At 66.7% G+C, this 17,193-nt stretch carries 18 protein-coding genes and 2 rRNA genes; 18 read left to right on the forward strand and 2 right to left on the reverse strand.

Going from position 1 to position 17,193, the window contains the following annotated elements; genetic code table 11:
- The 14 genes from ACEE23_RS00005 to ACEE23_RS00070 form a co-directional block, all read left to right on the forward strand.
- Positions 1–174: ribosomal RNA gene (locus tag ACEE23_RS00005) — 23S ribosomal RNA — on the forward strand; the annotation flags it as partial.
- Between the two features lie 140 nt (positions 175–314).
- Positions 315–433, forward strand: a 5S ribosomal RNA gene (gene rrf, locus ACEE23_RS00010).
- 216 nt (positions 434–649) lie between these two features.
- Positions 650–1,564, forward strand: a complete 915-nt coding sequence (locus tag ACEE23_RS00015; RefSeq protein ID WP_368519404.1) for a hypothetical protein — start codon at positions 650–652, stop codon at positions 1,562–1,564.
- Entirely contained in the window at positions 1,565–2,551 is a 987-nt protein-coding gene (locus ACEE23_RS00020; protein ID WP_448872338.1) for an HAD-IIA family hydrolase, read from the forward strand.
- Positions 2,551–2,718 carry a hypothetical protein gene (locus tag ACEE23_RS00025; RefSeq protein ID WP_290226144.1) on the forward strand — a complete coding sequence of 56 codons (168 nt, stop codon included), beginning with the start codon at positions 2,551–2,553 and terminating at the stop codon, positions 2,716–2,718. The genes ACEE23_RS00020 and ACEE23_RS00025 overlap by 1 nt, the downstream gene beginning before the upstream one ends.
- Entirely contained in the window at positions 2,718–3,533 is an 816-nt protein-coding gene (locus tag ACEE23_RS00030) for a TlyA family RNA methyltransferase (RefSeq protein ID WP_368519402.1), read from the forward strand. The genes ACEE23_RS00025 and ACEE23_RS00030 overlap by 1 nt, the downstream gene beginning before the upstream one ends.
- Entirely contained in the window at positions 3,530–4,435 is a 906-nt protein-coding gene (locus tag ACEE23_RS00035; RefSeq protein ID WP_368519401.1) for an NAD kinase, read from the forward strand. The genes ACEE23_RS00030 and ACEE23_RS00035 overlap by 4 nt, the downstream gene beginning before the upstream one ends.
- 30 nt (positions 4,436–4,465) lie before the next feature.
- Positions 4,466–6,202: a DNA repair protein RecN gene (recN, locus tag ACEE23_RS00040; protein WP_448872335.1), complete on the forward strand. Its 1,737-nt coding sequence runs from the start codon at positions 4,466–4,468 to the stop codon at positions 6,200–6,202.
- A 26-nt stretch (positions 6,203–6,228) separates the two neighbouring features.
- Positions 6,229–7,422, forward strand: coding sequence for a putative cytokinetic ring protein SteA (steA, locus tag ACEE23_RS00045; protein WP_448872333.1), 1,194 nt, complete (start codon positions 6,229–6,231; stop codon positions 7,420–7,422).
- Complete coding sequence (locus tag ACEE23_RS00050) at positions 7,419–8,351, forward strand: copper transporter (protein WP_448872331.1); 933 nt, start codon at positions 7,419–7,421, stop codon at positions 8,349–8,351. The genes steA and ACEE23_RS00050 overlap by 4 nt, the downstream gene beginning before the upstream one ends.
- A gap of 15 nt (positions 8,352–8,366) precedes the next feature.
- Positions 8,367–9,005 (forward strand): NUDIX domain-containing protein, encoded by a 639-nt coding sequence (locus ACEE23_RS00055; RefSeq protein WP_448872329.1) that lies wholly within the window; start codon positions 8,367–8,369, stop codon positions 9,003–9,005.
- Between the two features lie 10 nt (positions 9,006–9,015).
- Complete coding sequence (xerD, locus tag ACEE23_RS00060; RefSeq protein ID WP_448872327.1) at positions 9,016–9,945, forward strand: site-specific tyrosine recombinase XerD; 930 nt, start codon at positions 9,016–9,018, stop codon at positions 9,943–9,945.
- Positions 9,946–10,089: 144 nt separating this feature from the next.
- Positions 10,090–10,971 carry a ParA family protein gene (locus ACEE23_RS00065; RefSeq protein WP_368519434.1) on the forward strand — a complete coding sequence of 294 codons (882 nt, stop codon included), beginning with the start codon at positions 10,090–10,092 and terminating at the stop codon, positions 10,969–10,971.
- Complete coding sequence (locus ACEE23_RS00070) at positions 10,964–11,806, forward strand: segregation and condensation protein A (RefSeq protein ID WP_448872325.1); 843 nt, start codon at positions 10,964–10,966, stop codon at positions 11,804–11,806. Before ACEE23_RS00065 ends, ACEE23_RS00070 begins: the two co-directional genes overlap by 8 nt.
- A 32-nt stretch (positions 11,807–11,838) precedes the next feature.
- Here ACEE23_RS00070 and ACEE23_RS00075 read toward each other — a convergent pair whose 3' ends face one another.
- A complete protein-coding gene (locus ACEE23_RS00075; RefSeq protein WP_368519395.1) occupies positions 11,839–12,408 on the reverse strand; it encodes a GNAT family N-acetyltransferase in 570 nt (189 codons plus the stop codon).
- A gap of 109 nt (positions 12,409–12,517) precedes the next feature.
- Here ACEE23_RS00075 and scpB point away from each other — a divergent pair, with 109 nt between their 5' ends.
- From scpB to der, 4 genes are all read left to right on the forward strand, one after another.
- Entirely contained in the window at positions 12,518–13,072 is a 555-nt protein-coding gene (gene scpB / locus ACEE23_RS00080; RefSeq protein ID WP_448872323.1) for an SMC-Scp complex subunit ScpB, read from the forward strand.
- A gap of 97 nt (positions 13,073–13,169) precedes the next feature.
- Positions 13,170–14,105 carry a pseudouridine synthase gene (locus ACEE23_RS00085; protein ID WP_448872321.1) on the forward strand — a complete coding sequence of 312 codons (936 nt, stop codon included), beginning with the start codon at positions 13,170–13,172 and terminating at the stop codon, positions 14,103–14,105.
- Positions 14,106–14,804 (forward strand): (d)CMP kinase, encoded by a 699-nt coding sequence (cmk, locus tag ACEE23_RS00090; protein ID WP_448872319.1) that lies wholly within the window; start codon positions 14,106–14,108, stop codon positions 14,802–14,804.
- Positions 14,794–16,386: a ribosome biogenesis GTPase Der gene (gene der, locus ACEE23_RS00095; RefSeq protein ID WP_448872317.1), complete on the forward strand. Its 1,593-nt coding sequence runs from the start codon at positions 14,794–14,796 to the stop codon at positions 16,384–16,386. The genes cmk and der overlap by 11 nt, the downstream gene beginning before the upstream one ends.
- Here the strand turns inward: der and ACEE23_RS00100 are convergent.
- Complete coding sequence (locus ACEE23_RS00100; protein WP_448872315.1) at positions 16,383–17,192, reverse strand: class I SAM-dependent methyltransferase; 810 nt, start codon at positions 17,190–17,192, stop codon at positions 16,383–16,385. The genes der and ACEE23_RS00100 overlap by 4 nt on opposite strands.
- Position 17,193: the final 1 nt, after the last annotated feature.

Consider the following 17,193-nt stretch of genomic DNA (forward strand, 5'->3'; position numbering starts at 1 on the left):
CTGGTTGGCTACGTACGGGAGGGATAACCGCTGAAAGCATCTAAGCGGGAAGCCTGTTTTAAGATGAGGTTTCATTATTAGGCCCCCGGAAGACTACCGGGTTGATAGGCCAGACCTGGACGCATCGTAAGATGTGGAGGCTACTGGTACTAATCGGCCAAACAACCAACACCACACAAGCTTAAATAATGTTAAGCGGTGTGGAACAAGCAAAAGCAAAGCAAGACATCGTTCATTTTGTCGTGTTCGCGTCCACTATGCAGTATCTGACACAACACCCGAAAAACCAGGCACCAAGAGTGTCCCGGATGTTTGTCGGTGGTCAATAGCGGCAGGGAAACGCCCGGACCCATTCCGAACCCGGAAGCTAAGCCTGCGTCGCGCCGATGGTACTGCAACCGGGAGGTTGTGGGAGAGTAGGTTACCGCCGACACCAAACGAAAAATAACTCAATAACTAAAGGCGCTCGGTAGGGCAGTCACCCGATGACTGTCTTACCGGGCGCTTTTTCATGCCCGCACTAGGCTTGCCGGTTCTTGGGCCACGTGGTGTTAGTTCACCCCGGGTGCGGGTTCATAACTGAGCGCCCGGGCCTAGTAGAATGGGCGGGTATTAGTTTGCTGTCGCGATGGTAGAAATGGATTTAGGTATGTCAGACAACGAAGGTGGCCGTAAGTCTTTTGATTCCGCCGGCGGAGAGCGTCGCGGCGGTGGCCACAAAGGCGGTCGCAAGCCCTACGGGAAGCGCTCGGAAGGCCCCCGCGATGAACGCCGCGGCAACGGCGGCAACCGGGGTGGTCGCAAGCCGGCCCACAAGGGCCGCGGGGGCAAGTCCAATTCCCAGCAGCGCCGTAGCCACCCGCAGCGCAGCGGTTTCCGCGAGGAGCGTCTGAACCAGCGTATGGCCGATCCGGATCTCCCGAACGATATCGACGTGCGGGACCTCGACCCGATGGTTCTGCAGGACCTGAAGGTGCTGTCCAAGGACAACGCGGAGGCTGTTGCCAAGCACATGATCATGGCCGCCACCTGGATGGACGACGACCCGCAGCTGGCCCTGCGCCACGCCCGGGCAGCGAAAAACCGCGCGGGGCGGGTCTCCGTGGTGCGGGAGGTCAACGGCATCGCCGCATACCGCGCCCAAGAGTGGAAGGAAGGCCTCTCGGAGCTGCGTGCCGCGCGGCGTATCTCGGGCGGGCCCGGCCTGATGGCCGTGATGGCGGACTGCGAGCGCGGTCTGGGCAAGCCGGAGAAGGCTCTGGAGCTCGCGAAGGAGCCGGAGGCGAAGGAGCTGGACGACGAGTCCCGTATCGAGCTGGCCATCGTCTTGGCCGGCGCCCGCCAGGATCTGGGCCAGAACGAATCCGCCGTGGTGACCTTGTCCCGGCTGAACCCGAACAAGGACGACCGCGGGATTAGCGCCTGCCGTTTGTCCTACGCCTACGCCAACGCGCTCGAGTTGGCCGGACGCAAGGACGAGGCCAAGGACTGGTTCCAGCACACTGTCGCCATTGATGAGGGCGAGTGGACCGATGCCGCCGAGCGCGTGAAGGAAATCGGCTAGATGGCGTCCCTGTTGGAGTCCCACGACTCTTTGCTGCTTGACCTAGACGGCACGGTGTGGGAGGGCGACCGGCCCATCGGCGCCAGCGTGGATATCATCAACGCCTGCGGCCTGCCGTGCGTGTACATCACCAACAACGCTTCCCGGAGCCCCGGGGCGGTAGTCGACAAGCTGGTCGGCATGGGAATCAAGGCTGATGCGGAGCACGTGTTGACCTCGGCCCAGGCCTGCCTGAAGCTGGCCAGCGAAGAGCTGCCCGCCGGCGCGACGGTGCTCGTCGTCGGCGCGGAGTCTTTCCGACAGCTGGCTCGGCAGGCGGGCTTTAACGTCGTAACTAGCGCGGACGATAACCCGCAAGCTGTCTTGCAGGGCTTCGACCCCGCTATCGGTTGGGCGGAACTGACCGAGGCGGCCCTGGCTATCCGCAACGGGGCGAAGTTCTATGCCTCCAACCTGGATACCTCGCTGCCGATGGAACGCGGTTTGGCCGTGGGCAACGGTTCCTTGGTAGCTGCGGTATCCACCGCAACCGGTGTCGAGCCGGCCTCCGCCGGCAAGCCCGCCGCGGCCATGTTCACCCAGGCCGTCCAAGAGATTGGCTCGAAGGCCCCGCTGGCGGTAGGAGATCGCTTAGACACCGACATCCAGGGCGGCAACGCCGCCGGCGTCGATACCTTCCACGTGCTCACGGGGGTCTCCGGCCCGCTGGCGCTCATCGAAGCAGAAGAAGACCAGCACCCGACCTTTATCGGCGAGTCCTTGCAGGATATCAACCTGCCAGAAGCCGAGCTGCGGCCTGGCGCCCAGGGCGGTTTCCACGCCCGCGTCGACGGAGAGGACATCATCCTGAGCGCGGGTGACCCGGGTTCGACCCCGGTGCAGGCGCTGCGTACCGTCCTCGAGGTGGCCTGGGCCATGCCGCACCCGCCGCGGTACGTGCGCCCGGCCTCCGACGCCGCCGACCAGGCCACCGGGGCGTGGTGGTAATGGCCCGTCCGATCCCACACGACCCGCGGCAGACCCAGGTCAGCCCGGAGGACGTGGACTCGAAGATCGCGGAGATCTTCAACGAACCGGCTGGGGACCTGCCGGAGGAAGTCGACCAACTCAACAACGCCCACGAGGTCCTGCGTGCGGCGCTGCAGGAGAACTAATGCCACCAGCACGCAGGAGGCTGGACGCGGAGCTCGTCCGGCGGAAAATCGCGCGTTCTCGGGAGCAGGCCGTCGAGATGATTAAAGGCGGCCGGGTCTTCGTCAACGGCTTCAAGGCGGCCAAGCCCGCCACTATCGTGGAGCCGGAGGCCTCCATCCGGGTCGAACACGCCGCCGAGGACGATTGGGCCTCGCGCGGCGCCCACAAACTGCTGGGCGCGCTGGAAGCCTTTGACGTCTCGTTGGAAGGCAAGCGCGTGCTCGACGCCGGGGCATCGACGGGCGGGTTCACCGACGTCTGCCTGCGCAACGGCGCGAAGGAAGTGCTCTCCGTCGACGTTGGCTACGGCCAGTTGCTCTGGCGCCTCCAGAACGATCCGCGCGTGAGGGTCTTCGACCGGACTAACATCCGGCACCTGGATCTGGAAACCATCGGCGAGCCGGCCGATGCCATGGTCGGCGACCTATCGTTTATCTCCCTGAAGCTGGTGCTGCCGGCCATCGTGTCCTGCCTTCAGCCCGGGGCCTTCTTGCTGCCCATGGTCAAGCCCCAGTTCGAGGTCGGCAAGGACCGCCTGGGCCAGGGCGGGGTAGTGCGTTCGCCGCAGCTGCGCGCCGAGGTCACGCGCGACATCGCGCTTTTTGCTCAGGAGCTGGGCTTAAGCTGCCGCGGTGTGTGTGCCTCGCCGCTGCCGGGACCGAGCGGGAACGTGGAATACTTCCTGCATCTGGTCGCCGATGCAGCGCAGACCCAGCCGGGGCAGGCAGAATTGGAATCAATGATCGACAAGGCAATCAAGGAGGGGCCGCAGTGAGCCAGGAGAATTCGGTTTCGCAGGAGCGGGAAATCCTGTTGGTGCCCCACGCCGGTCGCAGCACCAATTTGGCGGCCACGGACCGGGCGGCGCAGTTGCTGGACGAGGCCGGCATCGTTGTGCGCGTGTGCGCCCCGGCCGAGATCCTGCCCGACTTCCCGCACGTCCAACACACCGCGGCGGCAGCTGAAGGCTGCGAGCTGGTGTTGGTTTTGGGTGGGGACGGGACCTTCCTGCGCGCGGCGGACATGGCCCGCGCCGTGGACGTGCCGGTGCTGGGGATCAACTTGGGCCACGTTGGCTTCCTGGCCGAATGGGAGGCCGAGTCCTTGGATAAGGCCATCGAGCGGGTAGTGGCACGCCAGTACCGCATTGAGGATCGGATGACCATCGATGTCACGGTCACCGGCCCCGACGACGAGCTGATCGGCCGCAGTTGGGCCCTCAACGAGGTCAGCATGGAAAACCTCAACCGTTCCGGGGTCCTGGACGCCATCCTGGAGGTCGACGCCCGCCCGGTGATGGCCTTCGGCTGCGACGGCGTGCTGATTTCCACGCCTACCGGCTCCACCGCCTACGCCTTTTCCGCCGGCGGACCGGTGTTGTGGCCGGAGCTCGATGCCATCCTGGTGGTGCCCAACAACGCCCACGCGCTGTTTACCAAGCCGCTGGTCGTTTCCCCGAAATCTACCGTGGCCGTTGAATCCGCCTCCGAAACGTCGGCGGCGTTGGTTAACATGGACGGGTTCCGCGAGATCGCCATGCCACCCGGCTCCCGCGTCGAGGTCGTCCGCGGCGAACGGCCGGTGCGCTGGGTCCGGCTCGACGATCATCCGTTCACGGACCGCCTGGTGTCCAAGTTGCGACTTCCCGTCGAGGGCTGGCGGGGACCGCAGCGCTAAACGCCCCCACGGAAGGAGTCAGTGATAGGCGTGCTAACCGATATCACCATCGAAGATCTGGGTGTCATCCATAAGTCGAGCGCCGAGCTCGCCGATGGCCTGACAGTACTCACCGGTGAGACCGGCGCCGGTAAGACCATGGTGGTCACCGGCCTGCGCCTGCTGGCCGGCGCCCGCGCGGACGCCTCCCGGGTGCGCAGCGGGGCGAAGAAAGCCGTCGTGGAAGGCACCTTTGCTACCTCCTCCCAGCGCGCCGCCGAGATCGTGGAGGAATCCGGTGGACAGCCCGACGACAACAGCGAGTTCATCACCACCCGTACCGTCTGGGCAGCCGGCCGCTCCAAGGCCCACCTAGGCGGGAGGGCCGTTCCGGCCGCCACCTTGGCCGAGTTCACCGGCGAGGTGTTGACCATCCACGGGCAAAACGATCAGCTACGCCTGCTCGCGCCGGAGCAACAGCTGGCGGCCCTGGACCGCTCCGACGAGGCGCTGCCCGGTCTGCGCGAGGCCTATACCGAGAAATTCACCGCCTGGCGCAAGCTGGCCCGCGAACTCAAGCGCAAAACCGAATCCCGCCGCGAGATGGCCCAAGAGGTCGACCGCCTGCAGTTCGCCGTGGACGAGATCGATAAGGTCAGCCCGGCGGAGGGGGAAGACACCGAGCTGGTCGAACAGATCCGGCGCCTCCAGGACGTCGACGCTCTGCGGGACGCGGCGACGACGGCGCTGGCTGGCATCGACGGCCCGGAGGGCATCGAGGGTGCGGGCGGCGCCGCGGCCGGCGAAGGCTACGCCGAGCAGGAGGCTGCCTCCACGCAGCTGGGTGCCGCCGCGGCGGCACTGGCTGCCAGCTCGGATTCTCAGCTGCAGGCGCTGGGCGAGCGGATGCAGGAGATCACCGCCCAGCTGGCGGATATCTCCGGGGAGCTGGGGCTGTTCCTCGGCCAGCTGCCGGCCGACCCCAACCTGTTGGAAAAGTCCCTGGTCCGCCAGCAGGAGCTCAAACAACTCATCCGCAAATACGCGCCGGATATCCAGGGGGTAATCGCCTGGCGGGACGAGGCCGTCGCCAAGCTGGGCACCATGGATGTCTCCAGCGAGGCGCTCGAGGAGCTGAAGAAGGACGTCGCGGCTGCCGAAAAGGAAATGATCGCCGCGGCGGAAGTGCTCACCCGGGAGCGCACGCGCGCGGCGGGGGACTTGGCGGAGGCCGTGACCCAGGAGCTGCGCGGGCTGGCGATGCCCAAGGCGCGCATCGAGGTAGCCGTCCGGCCGGCCAAATACTCGCGCACCGGCGCCGACGAGGTGGAACTGGCGATGGCACCTAACGACGCCGCCGACGCCCGCCCCCTGGCTAGCTCGGCCTCCGGTGGTGAGCTCTCGCGCGTGATGCTCGCCCTCGAGGTGATCCTCTCCGCGGACAACGAGGGCGGAACGATGGTCTTCGACGAGGTGGACGCCGGGGTGGGCGGCCGCGCGGCCGTCGAGATCGGCCGCCGCCTGGCCAAGCTTGCGCGCAACCACCAGGTCATCGTGGTCACCCACCTGCCGCAGGTAGCCGCCTACGCGGACTCCCACCTGCACGTGGCCAAGGAGGTCTCCGACGAGACCGTGACCTCGGGCGTGACCAACCTGGACCGGCAGGAGCGCATTGAGGAACTCGCGCGCATGCTGGCCGGCCTCGACGACACGGCCACCGGCCGCGCCCACGCGGCGGAATTATTTGACAAAGCGCAAGCGGAAGTCGCTTCTTTCCGCGCGCCTTGACCACTTTTGCCCCGGGACAGGGAACAATGCCACACATGAGTTTGTTTTCCCGCAACGACGACCTGCCGGGGCTGCACGGCGCATTGCGCGATTGCACCCCGGGCGGCAAAGGCATGAAGAAGTTCCATGCCGGTGATATTGCCGTTATTAGTGCCGCAGATATTTCCCGCCAGGAGGCCCAGGCCCTGGTGGATATTTCGCCTGCTGCCGTAATCAACCTCAACAAGTTCACCACGGGCGCCATCCCGAATTATGGCCCGCACATGCTGCTCGACGCCGAGGTCGTTCTCCTCGAGGACCTGGGCGAGGCCTTCATGTCGGAGTTCCGCGACGGTAAGAAGGCGCGGATCACCGACGACGGCACCGTCTACCTCGGCGACAAGGCGATCGGCACTGGCAAGCTCGTCGAGCGTGCCGCGGCCGAGGACGAGTTCGCCAACGCCCAGCGCGGCCTCATCGACCACATGGAGGCCTACTTCGGCAACTCCATCGAGTTCATCCACTCCGAGGGCCCGCTGCTTATCGACGGCCTCGGCGTTCCGGACGCGGGATCCGAAATGCAGGGCCGGAAGGTCGTCGTGGTCTCGGACACCGAGGGCCACCGCGGCAAGGTCAAGGACCTGCACAACTTCATCCGCGAATACGAGCCGTACCTCATCGGCGTCGACGCCGCCGCCGACACCCTGGTGGAGCTCGGCTACAAGCCGGATCTCATCGTGGGCAACCCGGCGGGTATCGCCGCCGAGACGCTGCGCTCTGGCGCGCGCGTGATCCTGCCGGCCGAGCCGGACGGGACCGCCGAGGGCTTGGAGCGCATCCAGGACCTGGGCATCGGTGCAATGACCTTCCCGGCGGCCACCCAGTCCGCGACGGACCTGGCTCTGCTGCTGGCCGACTACCACGACGCCCAGATGATCGTGCAGGTCGGCAACGCCGTGGATCTGGATGATGTCTTCGCCGACCGCCCGCACGCCACTCCGGCCGCACTCCTGTCGCGGGTCAAAGCGGGAACCCGCGTGGTGGATGCGGACGCCATCATCAACCTCTACACGGTCAACCGCGGCGGCGGGAGCGCGTGGCTGTGGGCCATCCTGGGCATCCTGGTCGCCCTGGCAGTCATCGTGCTGGTGGTCGGCCTCGGCGGCGACGCCGGCTTTACCGACAACCTCGTCGACACCTGGAATAACCTGGCGCTGACCGTCCAAGGGTGGTTCAAGTGAAAGGCTCTAGCGCAGTTCCCGGCGGCGTCATCGCCGGGCTCGGTTTCGGCGTAGCCGCCGGCGTGGCCCTGGGCGCGCTGGTGCTGGCCCCGTCCATGGATACCTCCCAGGCCGGTGGCGGCAACAATGACAGCAGCGACTACGAGAAGGCCGTCCAGGACAAGGAGATCGCTCGCGCCCAGGCCAATTCTTCCGACTCGGTCGTGCGGGAATTTAGCTCCGAGACCGTGCGCGAGACCCTGAGCGATCGCCCGGTGCTGGTCATCAGCACCCCGGACGCCGCCGACGGCGATCTGCGCGGCCTGCAGTCCCTGCTGCACAGCGCCGGCGCGCCGAAGGCCGGCCACCTCAAGCTGACCGAAGACTTCTTCACCCAGGACAAGGCCGACGAGCTCAAGTCCATCGTGGCCAACACCCTGCCTGCCGGGGCGAAGCTGAGCGAGGACAAGATCTCGCCCGGCACGCACGCCGGCCAGGCCCTGGGGGCGGCCATGCTCATGGACCCGGACGACGCCCAGCCGCTGGCCAGCGTCGATGATCGGGCACAGCTGCTGCAGGCGCTGCGCAAGGCCGGCTTCATCGATTACGAGGACGGCACCATGCGCCCGGCGCAGGCGGTGCTGCTGGTGACCGGCTCCGAGAAGGAAGGCTACGCCACGGAGACGCTGGGCACCTTTGCCGAGGCGCTCGAGGAAGTGGGCGGTAACACCGTCCTGGCCGGCCGCGTGGAGCAGGCCGCCCCGGACGGCGTGATCGGCTCGCTGCGCGGTTCCGACTCGCAGGTGTCCACCGTGGATTCGGTGGACCGCTCCTTCGCCCGGATGGCGGCGGTCCTGGCGATCGCCGAGCAGCTCGACGGCGGACACGGCGCTTATGGCTCCGCGGCCTCGGCGGAAGCCGCCGCGCCGGCCAAACCCGAATCCAACTAGCACGAGAGGGATACCGTGGCCCACGAATTTAAAACGCTCGACTCTGAGCTCCTCCTGGACGCTCCGATCATCGCCGTCCGCAAGGACTTGGTCTCCATGCCGGACGACCACCAGGCCTACCGCGAGGTCGTCGAGCACATGGGCGCGGTCGCCATCGTGGCACTCAACGATAAGGGTCAGGTAGCGCTCATCCGGCAGTACCGCCACTCGGTGGGGCAGCGGCTGTGGGAGATCCCCGCCGGGCTGCTCGACGTCAAGGACGAACCCGCCTTCGACGGCGCCCAGCGGGAGCTGCAGGAAGAAGCCGGCCTCGCCGCCGAGGACTGGGCGGTCCTGGCCGACATCGTGACCTCACCCGGTTTCTGCGAGGAGGCCAGCCGGATCTACCTGGCCCAGAACCTGCGCGAGGTGGAACTGCTGGACGCGGTGGGCGACGAAGAAGCTGACATGGAACGGGCCTGGGTCGACCTGGGGGAGGCCGTCGATATGGTCTTTTCCGGCCAGGTGGTCAACTCCATCGCGGTCGCCGGAATCCTCGCCGCCTTCGCCTACCAGCAGGGCGGGCGTACCCTGCGCGGGGTCGATGCCCCCTTCGAGCTGCGCCCGACTTCGATCGCGGCGCGCCGGCCCGGCCCCGATCTCAAGAAGCTGTGAGTAAGCAGCGGTGAGTGATCACCACAGCCCGCTGCGCGAGGTGGCGGATACCTGGCTCAACCACTTGGCCGTCGAGCGCGGCGCCGCGGGCAATACGCTGAGCAACTATCGCCGAGACGTCAACCGTTACCTGGAATGGCTGGAGCAGGCCGGGGTCAGCGACCTTCGGGAGGTCACCACCAGCCAGGTCGAGGCCTATATGGCGGATCTGCGCCGCGGCTATGCCGGGCACAAGCCGCTGGCCGCCTCCTCGGCCAACCGCGCGCTGGTGGTGGCCCGCGGACTGCACAAATTCGCGGTGACCGAGGGGGAGGTAGCCGTCGATGTGGCCGCGGAGGTCTCGCCGCCGTCGACCGGCACCCACCTTCCCGAGACGCTGTCCGTGGACGAGGTCTCCGCGCTCATCGATGCCGTGCCGCACGGACCGGAAGCCACCGCGCTGGATCTGCGCGACCGCGCGCTGCTGGAGATGCTCTACGGCACCGGCGCGCGCATCTCGGAGCTTATGCGCGTGGACGTGGATGAGGTGTCCGGGGGCGAAGGCATCCTCAAGCTCGAGGGCAAGGGCGGCAAACAGCGCCTAGTGCCGGTGGGCTCGATGGCCCAGGCCGCCGTAGACGCCTACCTAGTGCGCGGGCGCCCGGCTCTGAGCCGCGGACTAAGCCCGGCGGTGTTCTTGAACACCCGCGGCAAGCGCCTGTCGCGCCAATCCGCGTGGGCGGTGATCCAACAGGCCGTGGGGCGGGCCGGGCTGACCAAGAAGATCTCCCCACATACCCTGCGCCACTCCTTTGCCACGCACCTGTTGGAGGGCGGCGCGGACGTGCGCACCGTGCAAGAGCTGCTGGGGCATTCCTCGGTGACGACGACGCAGATCTACACCCACGTCAGCGCGGATTCCCTCCGCGAGGTGTGGCGGACGGCCCACCCGCGCGCGTAAAATCAACCAAATAGCCTTGACTGTGACGGTTGGGTGTCGCCGCGTTACGGTCTAAGGGTAATGTGTTAATTACAAGCGTGTAATTGCTAGTTGCGGTACCGGCGTTGCGTGGCGCGCTAGCTAGTCAAGGAAGCAGGTGTGACTGTGAGCGACGATGGTCTGTTCGATGCCTCTGAGGTCGAAGTGGGCTTGACGGGCCGGCCGGTTCGTGAGCTGCCCGAGCCCGCACCCCTTGATTCCCATGGGCCCGCGACCATCATCTCCATGTGCAACCAGAAGGGCGGGGTCGGCAAGACCACCTCGACCATCAACATGGGGGCGTGCCTCGCGGAGCTCGGCCGCCGCGTGCTCCTCGTGGACCTGGACCCGCAGGGCGCGCTCTCGGCGGGGCTGGGGCTGACCCACGACGAGATTGAAGACACGATCTACGACGTCATGCTGGATAGCCAGACCTCTATCCACTCGGCCATCAAGCACACGGCGGTCGACGGCCTGGATCTCGTGCCCGCCAATATTGACCTGTCCGCGGCGGAAATCCAGTTGGTCAACGAGGTCGGCCGCGAGCACACCTTGGCCCGCGCTTTGCGCCCGGTGCGCCGTGACTACGACTTCATCATCATCGACTGCCAGCCCTCCCTCGGCCTGCTGACCGTCAACGCGCTGGCCTGCTCCCAAGGCGTGATCATCCCGATGGAGTGCGAGTTCTTCTCCCTGCGCGGCCTGGCCCTGCTGACGGACACCGTGGAGAAGGTTTCCGACCGCATCAACTTCGACCTGGAGATCCTGGGCATCCTGGTGACCATGTTCGATCGCCGCACCAAGCACGCCCGTGAGGTCATGTCGCGGGTGGTCGAGTACTTCGGCGACAAGGTCTTCGACACGGTCATCACGCGCACCGTCCGCTTCCCGGAGACCTCCGTGGCCGGCGAGCCGATCACTACCTGGGCACCGAGCTCGCAGGCGGCCTCGCAGTACCACAACCTGGCGCTCGAGGTCATTGAGCGCACCAGCCCGTCGCGTGGCTAAGAACGAAGCCGCGGTAGCCGAGGCGCCGGCGGGGGATCCGGTTCAGCCCGAAATCACCGGCTTCCGGATCGCACTGGATAATTTCGAGGGCCCCTTCGACCTGCTTTTGCAGCTCATCCAGTCCAAAAAGATGGCGGTCACCGACCTCGCGCTATCTGAGGTGACCGACGAATTCGTCGAATACACCCGCGCTCTGGGGGTGGACGCGGACTTGGACGAGACCACGGAATTCCTCGTCGTCGCCGCCACGCTGTTGGATCTCAAGGCCGCGCGCCTGCTTCCGCGCGGGGAGGTCGATGACCTGGAGGATCTAGAGCTTCTCGAATCCCGGGATCTGCTTTTCGCGCGCCTGTTGCAGTACAAGGCCTACAAGCAGGTCGCGGATCAATTCGCGGAGTGGCAGCGCCACGCGCAGCGGCGCTACCCGCGGGCGGTCAGTATGGAAGAGCGCTTCGCGGATCTGCTGCCCCCGGTTCGGCTCGGCCATAGCCCGGCTAGCTTTGCGGAGCTGGCCGCCAGCGTCTTCCGGCCGAAGCCGCCGGAGGAAGTGGGCATCGGGCACGTGCACCAGGTGGCCGTGTCCGTCCCGGAGCAGGCCGGCAAGATCATGGACACGCTCAAGTTGCTGGGCCAGGCCCGGTGGATGAGTTTTTCGGCCCTGACCCGGGACTGCACGGTATCCATGCAGGTGGTCGGCCGGTTCCTGGCGCTGCTCGAGCTGTATAAGGCTAAGGCCGTCGACACCGAGCAGCCGGAGTCGCTCGGTCCGCTCTCGGTGAGCTGGACCGGGCTAGACGTAGACCCCGCCGTGGTTGCCGCGGCCAACTGGGACTAGGCGGCAACAACAGCGGGGTATTAGGGGCGGTATTAAGGACGCTGCTGAATGAACTCGAGCACCTCGGCGGACAGCTGGCGGTCGGCGTAGACGCGCACGTCCGGCTCGTCCGGGTTGTCCTCGGTACCGACACGGCGGCCCTCCCACATCTTCTCCAACCCGAATTTCTCGGCGATGTGCGAGGAGGCCGGGTGGTTGGTGGTCACGCGGATGGTGATCGGGGCGTCCGGGTTGACCCGGCGGGCGGAGTCGATAGCTTGCTTAGTCAGCTCCGTCGCGATGCCCTGGCCCCAGTGCTCCGGCAGGAGGCGGTACTTGATGTCCCAGAAGCCACCGGCGCCGTCGACGTATTCGGCGCCGCCGACGCCCAGGAACTCGCTGGGGCGGTCGCGGAAATAGGCGCTCCACGGGCCGAGCTGGTGCTCGGACCAGGAGTTGCTGGCTACTTCGGTCAGCGCGCGCGTGGTGCGGATGTCCATGTGGCGCGCGTTCGGGCGGTGGGTCCAGATGCGGCTGTCACCGTAGACCTTGTGGGCTTCTTCCACGTTGGCCGTCGACAGCGGGATCAGGAGCAGGCGGTCAGTTCGTGTGATCGTATCCATGACGCCATGTTATTCACGTCACACGTAGTGTCAAGTGTGATTGGGTAAAGGTTAGATAAACTTTCTCCCCGTGCGGCCTGGGGCGCACCGGGCGTCTAGACTGTGGCGCATGGATTTGCCGATGATTTCCCAGCAGCGCTCCCGCCTGGAATCGATCCTGCTGGTGCTGGACGCGCCCGCGCCGGTAGAGCAGCTGGCCGCGGCACTGGGCGAGGAGACCACGGTAGTCAGCGACTTGCTGCGGGAGCTGGCGCAGGAATACGACGCGCGCGGCTCCGGCATCGACGTGCGCGAGACCACCGAAGGCTGGCGTCTATACACCCGCCCCGCCAACGCCGCGGTGGTCGAGCGCTTCGTACTCGACGGCGCGCAGTCCAAGCTGTCCCGGGCCGCGCTGGAGACCCTGGCCGTCGTGGCCTACCGCCAGCCGGTCACTCGCGCCCAAGTCGCCGGCGTGCGCGGCGTCAACGTCGACGGCGTGATGCGCACGCTCACCCTGCGCGGGCTCATCCGGGAGCTACCGGAGGAGGACTTCGAGGGCTCCGCCCACCGCTACGAGACGACCGAACTCTTCCTCGAGCTTTTGGGCATTGACTCTCTTTCCCGCCTGCCCGACCTGGCCCCGCTGCTGCCCGACGTCGACGCCATCGACGAGGAGTACTAGGCCCGCGGCCCGCTCGCGGCGTTTAGCGTGGTCTGCGGGCGCTGGGGTAGCATGGCGGGGTACCTATTCAACTGCATATATCGAAAAGGATGCACCTGTGAATCCACCCGCTCGCCGCGATGGCACACCGGACAAGAAGGAGCGCGTCGACGAGATCATCGTCTCGAACGCAAAACCGGCACGCCATCAGCACGTTTCTAAGAAAGACCGCGCCGCTACCGCGCAATCGGTAGCCGAAGAATTGGGCGCCGACTGGCTGTATGCCGACGAAGACTCCGCGGATTCCGCCGCGCCCGCCCAGCAGGGCGAGCGCCTGCAGAAAGTCCTCGCCAAGGCCGGGGTCGCCTCCCGCCGCCACGCGGAGGTCCTCATTGAGAAGGGCCGCGTCGAAGTCAACGGCAAGAAGATCACCCGCCAGGGTGTGCGCGTGAACCCGAACGTGGACATCATCCGCGTGGACGGCACCCGCGTCAACGTCAACGAGGACATGGAATACTTCGTGCTCAACAAGCCGCGCGGGGTCCATTCCACCATGGCCGACGAGATGGGCCGTCCCTGCGTGGGCGATCTGATCTCCGAACGCGTGGCCGCCGGCCAGCGGCTTTTCCACGTCGGCCGCCTCGACGCCGACACCGAGGGCCTGCTGCTGCTGACCAACGACGGGGAGTTGGCTAACCGCCTGATGCACCCCAAGTACGAGGTGCGCAAGACCTACCTCGCCACGGTGCTGGGCGAGGGCGATAAGAAGCTGGTGCGCGCGCTCAAGGAAGGTATCGAGCTCGACGACGGGGTCGCCAAGGCCGATTTCGTCCAGGTCGTGGACAAGAACCAGGGCTATTCCCTGATACGCCTCGAGCTGCACGAGGGCCGCAAGCACATCGTGCGCCGCATGCTCAAGGCCGCCGGCTACCCGGTCCAGCGCCTGGTCCGCACCAAGATCCACACGGTGCAGCTGGGCGAGCTCAAGCCGGGCAAGATGCGCGCCCTCAACGACAGTGAACTGACCAGCCTGTACAACGAAGTGGGGATGTAGATGTTAAGCAATATGCCCAACGACGGCCTGCTGCTGGCCGTAGACGGCCCGTCCGGCACCGGCAAGTCCAGCACCTGCCGCGAGCTGGCCAAGCGGCTGCAGGCCAAGTACGTCGACACCGGCGCCATGTACCGCGTGGCGACCCTGGCGGTCTTGCGCGACGGCGTGGACCCGGCCGATGCGCCAGCGGTCATCGAGGCCACGAAGGACCTCCCTCTGGAGGTCTCCGACGACCCGGACACGACCGCCGTCTTCCTGGGCGGCGAGGACGTCTCCGGCGAGATCCGCGGCGACGAGGTCACCCGCAACGTCTCGGCGGTCTCGGCCATCCCCGAGGTTCGCGACAACCTGGTAGCCCTGCAGCGCAAGCTGGCCCACCAGGCCCACCGGGCAATCGTGGAGGGCCGCGACATCGGCACCGTCGTGCTGGCGGATGCCCCGGCGAAGACCTACCTGACTGCCAGCGCGCAGGTCCGCGCCCAGCGCCGCCACGACCAAAACCTCGCCGCCGGCCGCGATTCCGACTTCGACGCGGTGCTGGCCGACGTCGAGCGCCGCGACGCCGCGGATTCCTCGCGCGCGACCTCGCCGTTGCGCCCGGCCGACGACGCCGCCGTCATTGATACCTCCGAGCTCACCCTCCCCGAGGTAGTCGAGCGTTTAGTGCAGCTAGTAGAGGAGTCCCGTAATGACTCATAACCCCAACGACAACGACACTGAGTTTTTCTACCCGCATGGGCAGACCCCGGACGCCCAGCCGGCCGAGGACGGCCTCGAGCGCGACCCCCACGAGGGCTGGGCGGCGGCCGACTTCGACGCCGAGGACTTCGACTACGAATTCGACGACTCCGAGTTCGGTGACGCCGACTATGGCGAGGACGAGGACCCGGAGACCCCGCTAACGGAAGAGGAATGGGCCGAGATCGAGGCCGCCTACGGGATGGGCGGCCAGCAGTACGACTCGGAGGCCCTGTGCACCGTGGCCATCGTCGGCCGCCCGAACGTGGGCAAGTCCTCGCTGGTCAACCGCTTCCTGGGCCGGCGCGAGGCCGTCGTCGAGGACCACCCGGGCGTGACCCGCGACCGCGTGTCTTATATCGGCGACTGGAACGGCCAGCGCTTCCTTGTCCAGGACACGGGCGGCTGGGATCCCAACGTGAAGGGCATCCACGCGGCCATCGCCCGCCAGGCCGAGGTCGCCATGGAAACCGCCGACGTCATCGTCTTCGTGGTCGACACCAAGGTCGGCATCACGGAGACCGACTCGGTCATGGCGCGGCGCCTGCAGAAGTCCGAGGTCCCCGTCATCCTGGTGGCCAACAAGTTCGACTCGGACAACCAGTACGCCGACGTCGCGGAGTTCTACGGCCTGGGCCTGGGCGATCCGTGGCCGGTTTCGGCCCAGCACGGCCGGGGTGGCGCGGACGTGCTCGACGAGGTCCTGCGCCTGTTCCCGGAGACCCCGCGCTCGCACTCGATTACCGCCGGCCCGCGCCGCGTGGCGCTGGTGGGCAAGCCGAACGTGGGCAAGTCCTCGCTGCTGAATAAGTTCACGGGTGAGAACCGCGCGGTCGTCGACAACGTCGCGGGTACTACCGTGGACCCAGTCGACTCCCTGGTCCAGCTGGACCAGCAGCTGTGGCGGTTTATCGATACCGCCGGCCTGCGCAAGAAGGTCAAAAACGCCCAGGGGCATGAGTACTACGCCTCCCTGCGCACCCGCGGCATTATCGACGCGGCCGAGGTCTGCGTCATGCTCATCGATGCCTCGGAGGAGATCTCCGAGCAGGATCAGCGCGTGCTCAACATGGTCCTCGAGGCCGGTAAGGCCCTGGTCATCGCCTTCAACAAGTGGGATCTGATGGACGAGGACCGCCGCTACTACCTGGATCGGGAAATCGACCAGCAGCTGGCGCACCTTCCGTGGGTCACCCGCATCAACATCTCCGCGGAAACCGGGCGCGCGCTCCAGAAGCTAGAGCCGGCCATGATCGAGGCCCTGGAGAGCTGGGACCAGCGCGTGACCACCGGCCAGCTGAACAACTGGATGCGCGAGGCGATCGCGGCCAACCCGCCGCCGATGAAGAACAACCGCCTGCCGCGCGTGCTCTTCTCCACCCAGGCCTCGACCCAGCCGCCGACCATCGTGCTCTTTACCACCGGCTTCCTGGATGCCGGCTACCGCCGCTACCTGGAGCGGAAGTTCCGCGAGCGATTCGGCTTCCATGGCACCCCGGTCCGAATTGCGGTGCGCGTACGCGAGCGCCGCAAGAAGCGCTAGGCACGACGCAGCAGGAAGGCGTCGGTGCGGTAGCGCAGCTGCACCGCGTCCTCGTCGCGCAACCCGGTGTGCTCCCGCAGGTACCAGTTGAGGTTGTGCGTCATCCGCTGGTGGATTTTTTCCCCATTGCGCAGCCAGTAGGCCCGGGTGTGCATGAGCTGGTGTAGCTGCGGCGGAAAGAGCTCCTGGTAAAACGTCGTGCGCAACTCGCGCTCGATGACCCAGGGCGCGGCCAGGGTCGGCAGAAATCCCGGCTTCTGGACGTCGCCGCTGTGCATAATGCGGGCGAGCCGCAGCAGCCACGGATCGTCGGTGACGTCCAGGGTGTTCCACACCAGCAACACGTGACCGCCGGGCCGGACGATCCGGTCGAATTCCGCGCAGGCGGCCGGCACGTCCACCCAGTGCCAGGTCTGCGCCGCCGCGACGGCGTCCACGCTTGCCTCCGGCAGGGCAGTGGCCTCGGCCTTGGCACGCCACGTAGGGACGGCGAGGCGCTTATTGAGCACCCGCGCCATGTCGGCGGAAGGATCGACGGCCCAGACGCGCTCCACGCCCGGCACCGCCGCCAGCAGCTGGGTCAGCTTCCCCGTGCCGGCTCCGACATCGACAACGGTGGAGTGGCCGGCCAGCAGCTGCGCGACCTCAGTCGGATAAGACGGACGCACGTCGTGGTAGGTGCCGGCGCCGTGCCCGAAGGCCCGGGCCGTGGCCGTGCGGTGGGCGGCCCCACGGAACTCGGGGCCTTCTTTTTCCGAGGGGCGGCGGTACGACGGGAAATTGCGCGGGTCAGGCTGAGTGGACATC

This window comes from Corynebacterium sp. 32222D000AT (genome assembly GCF_053546955.1).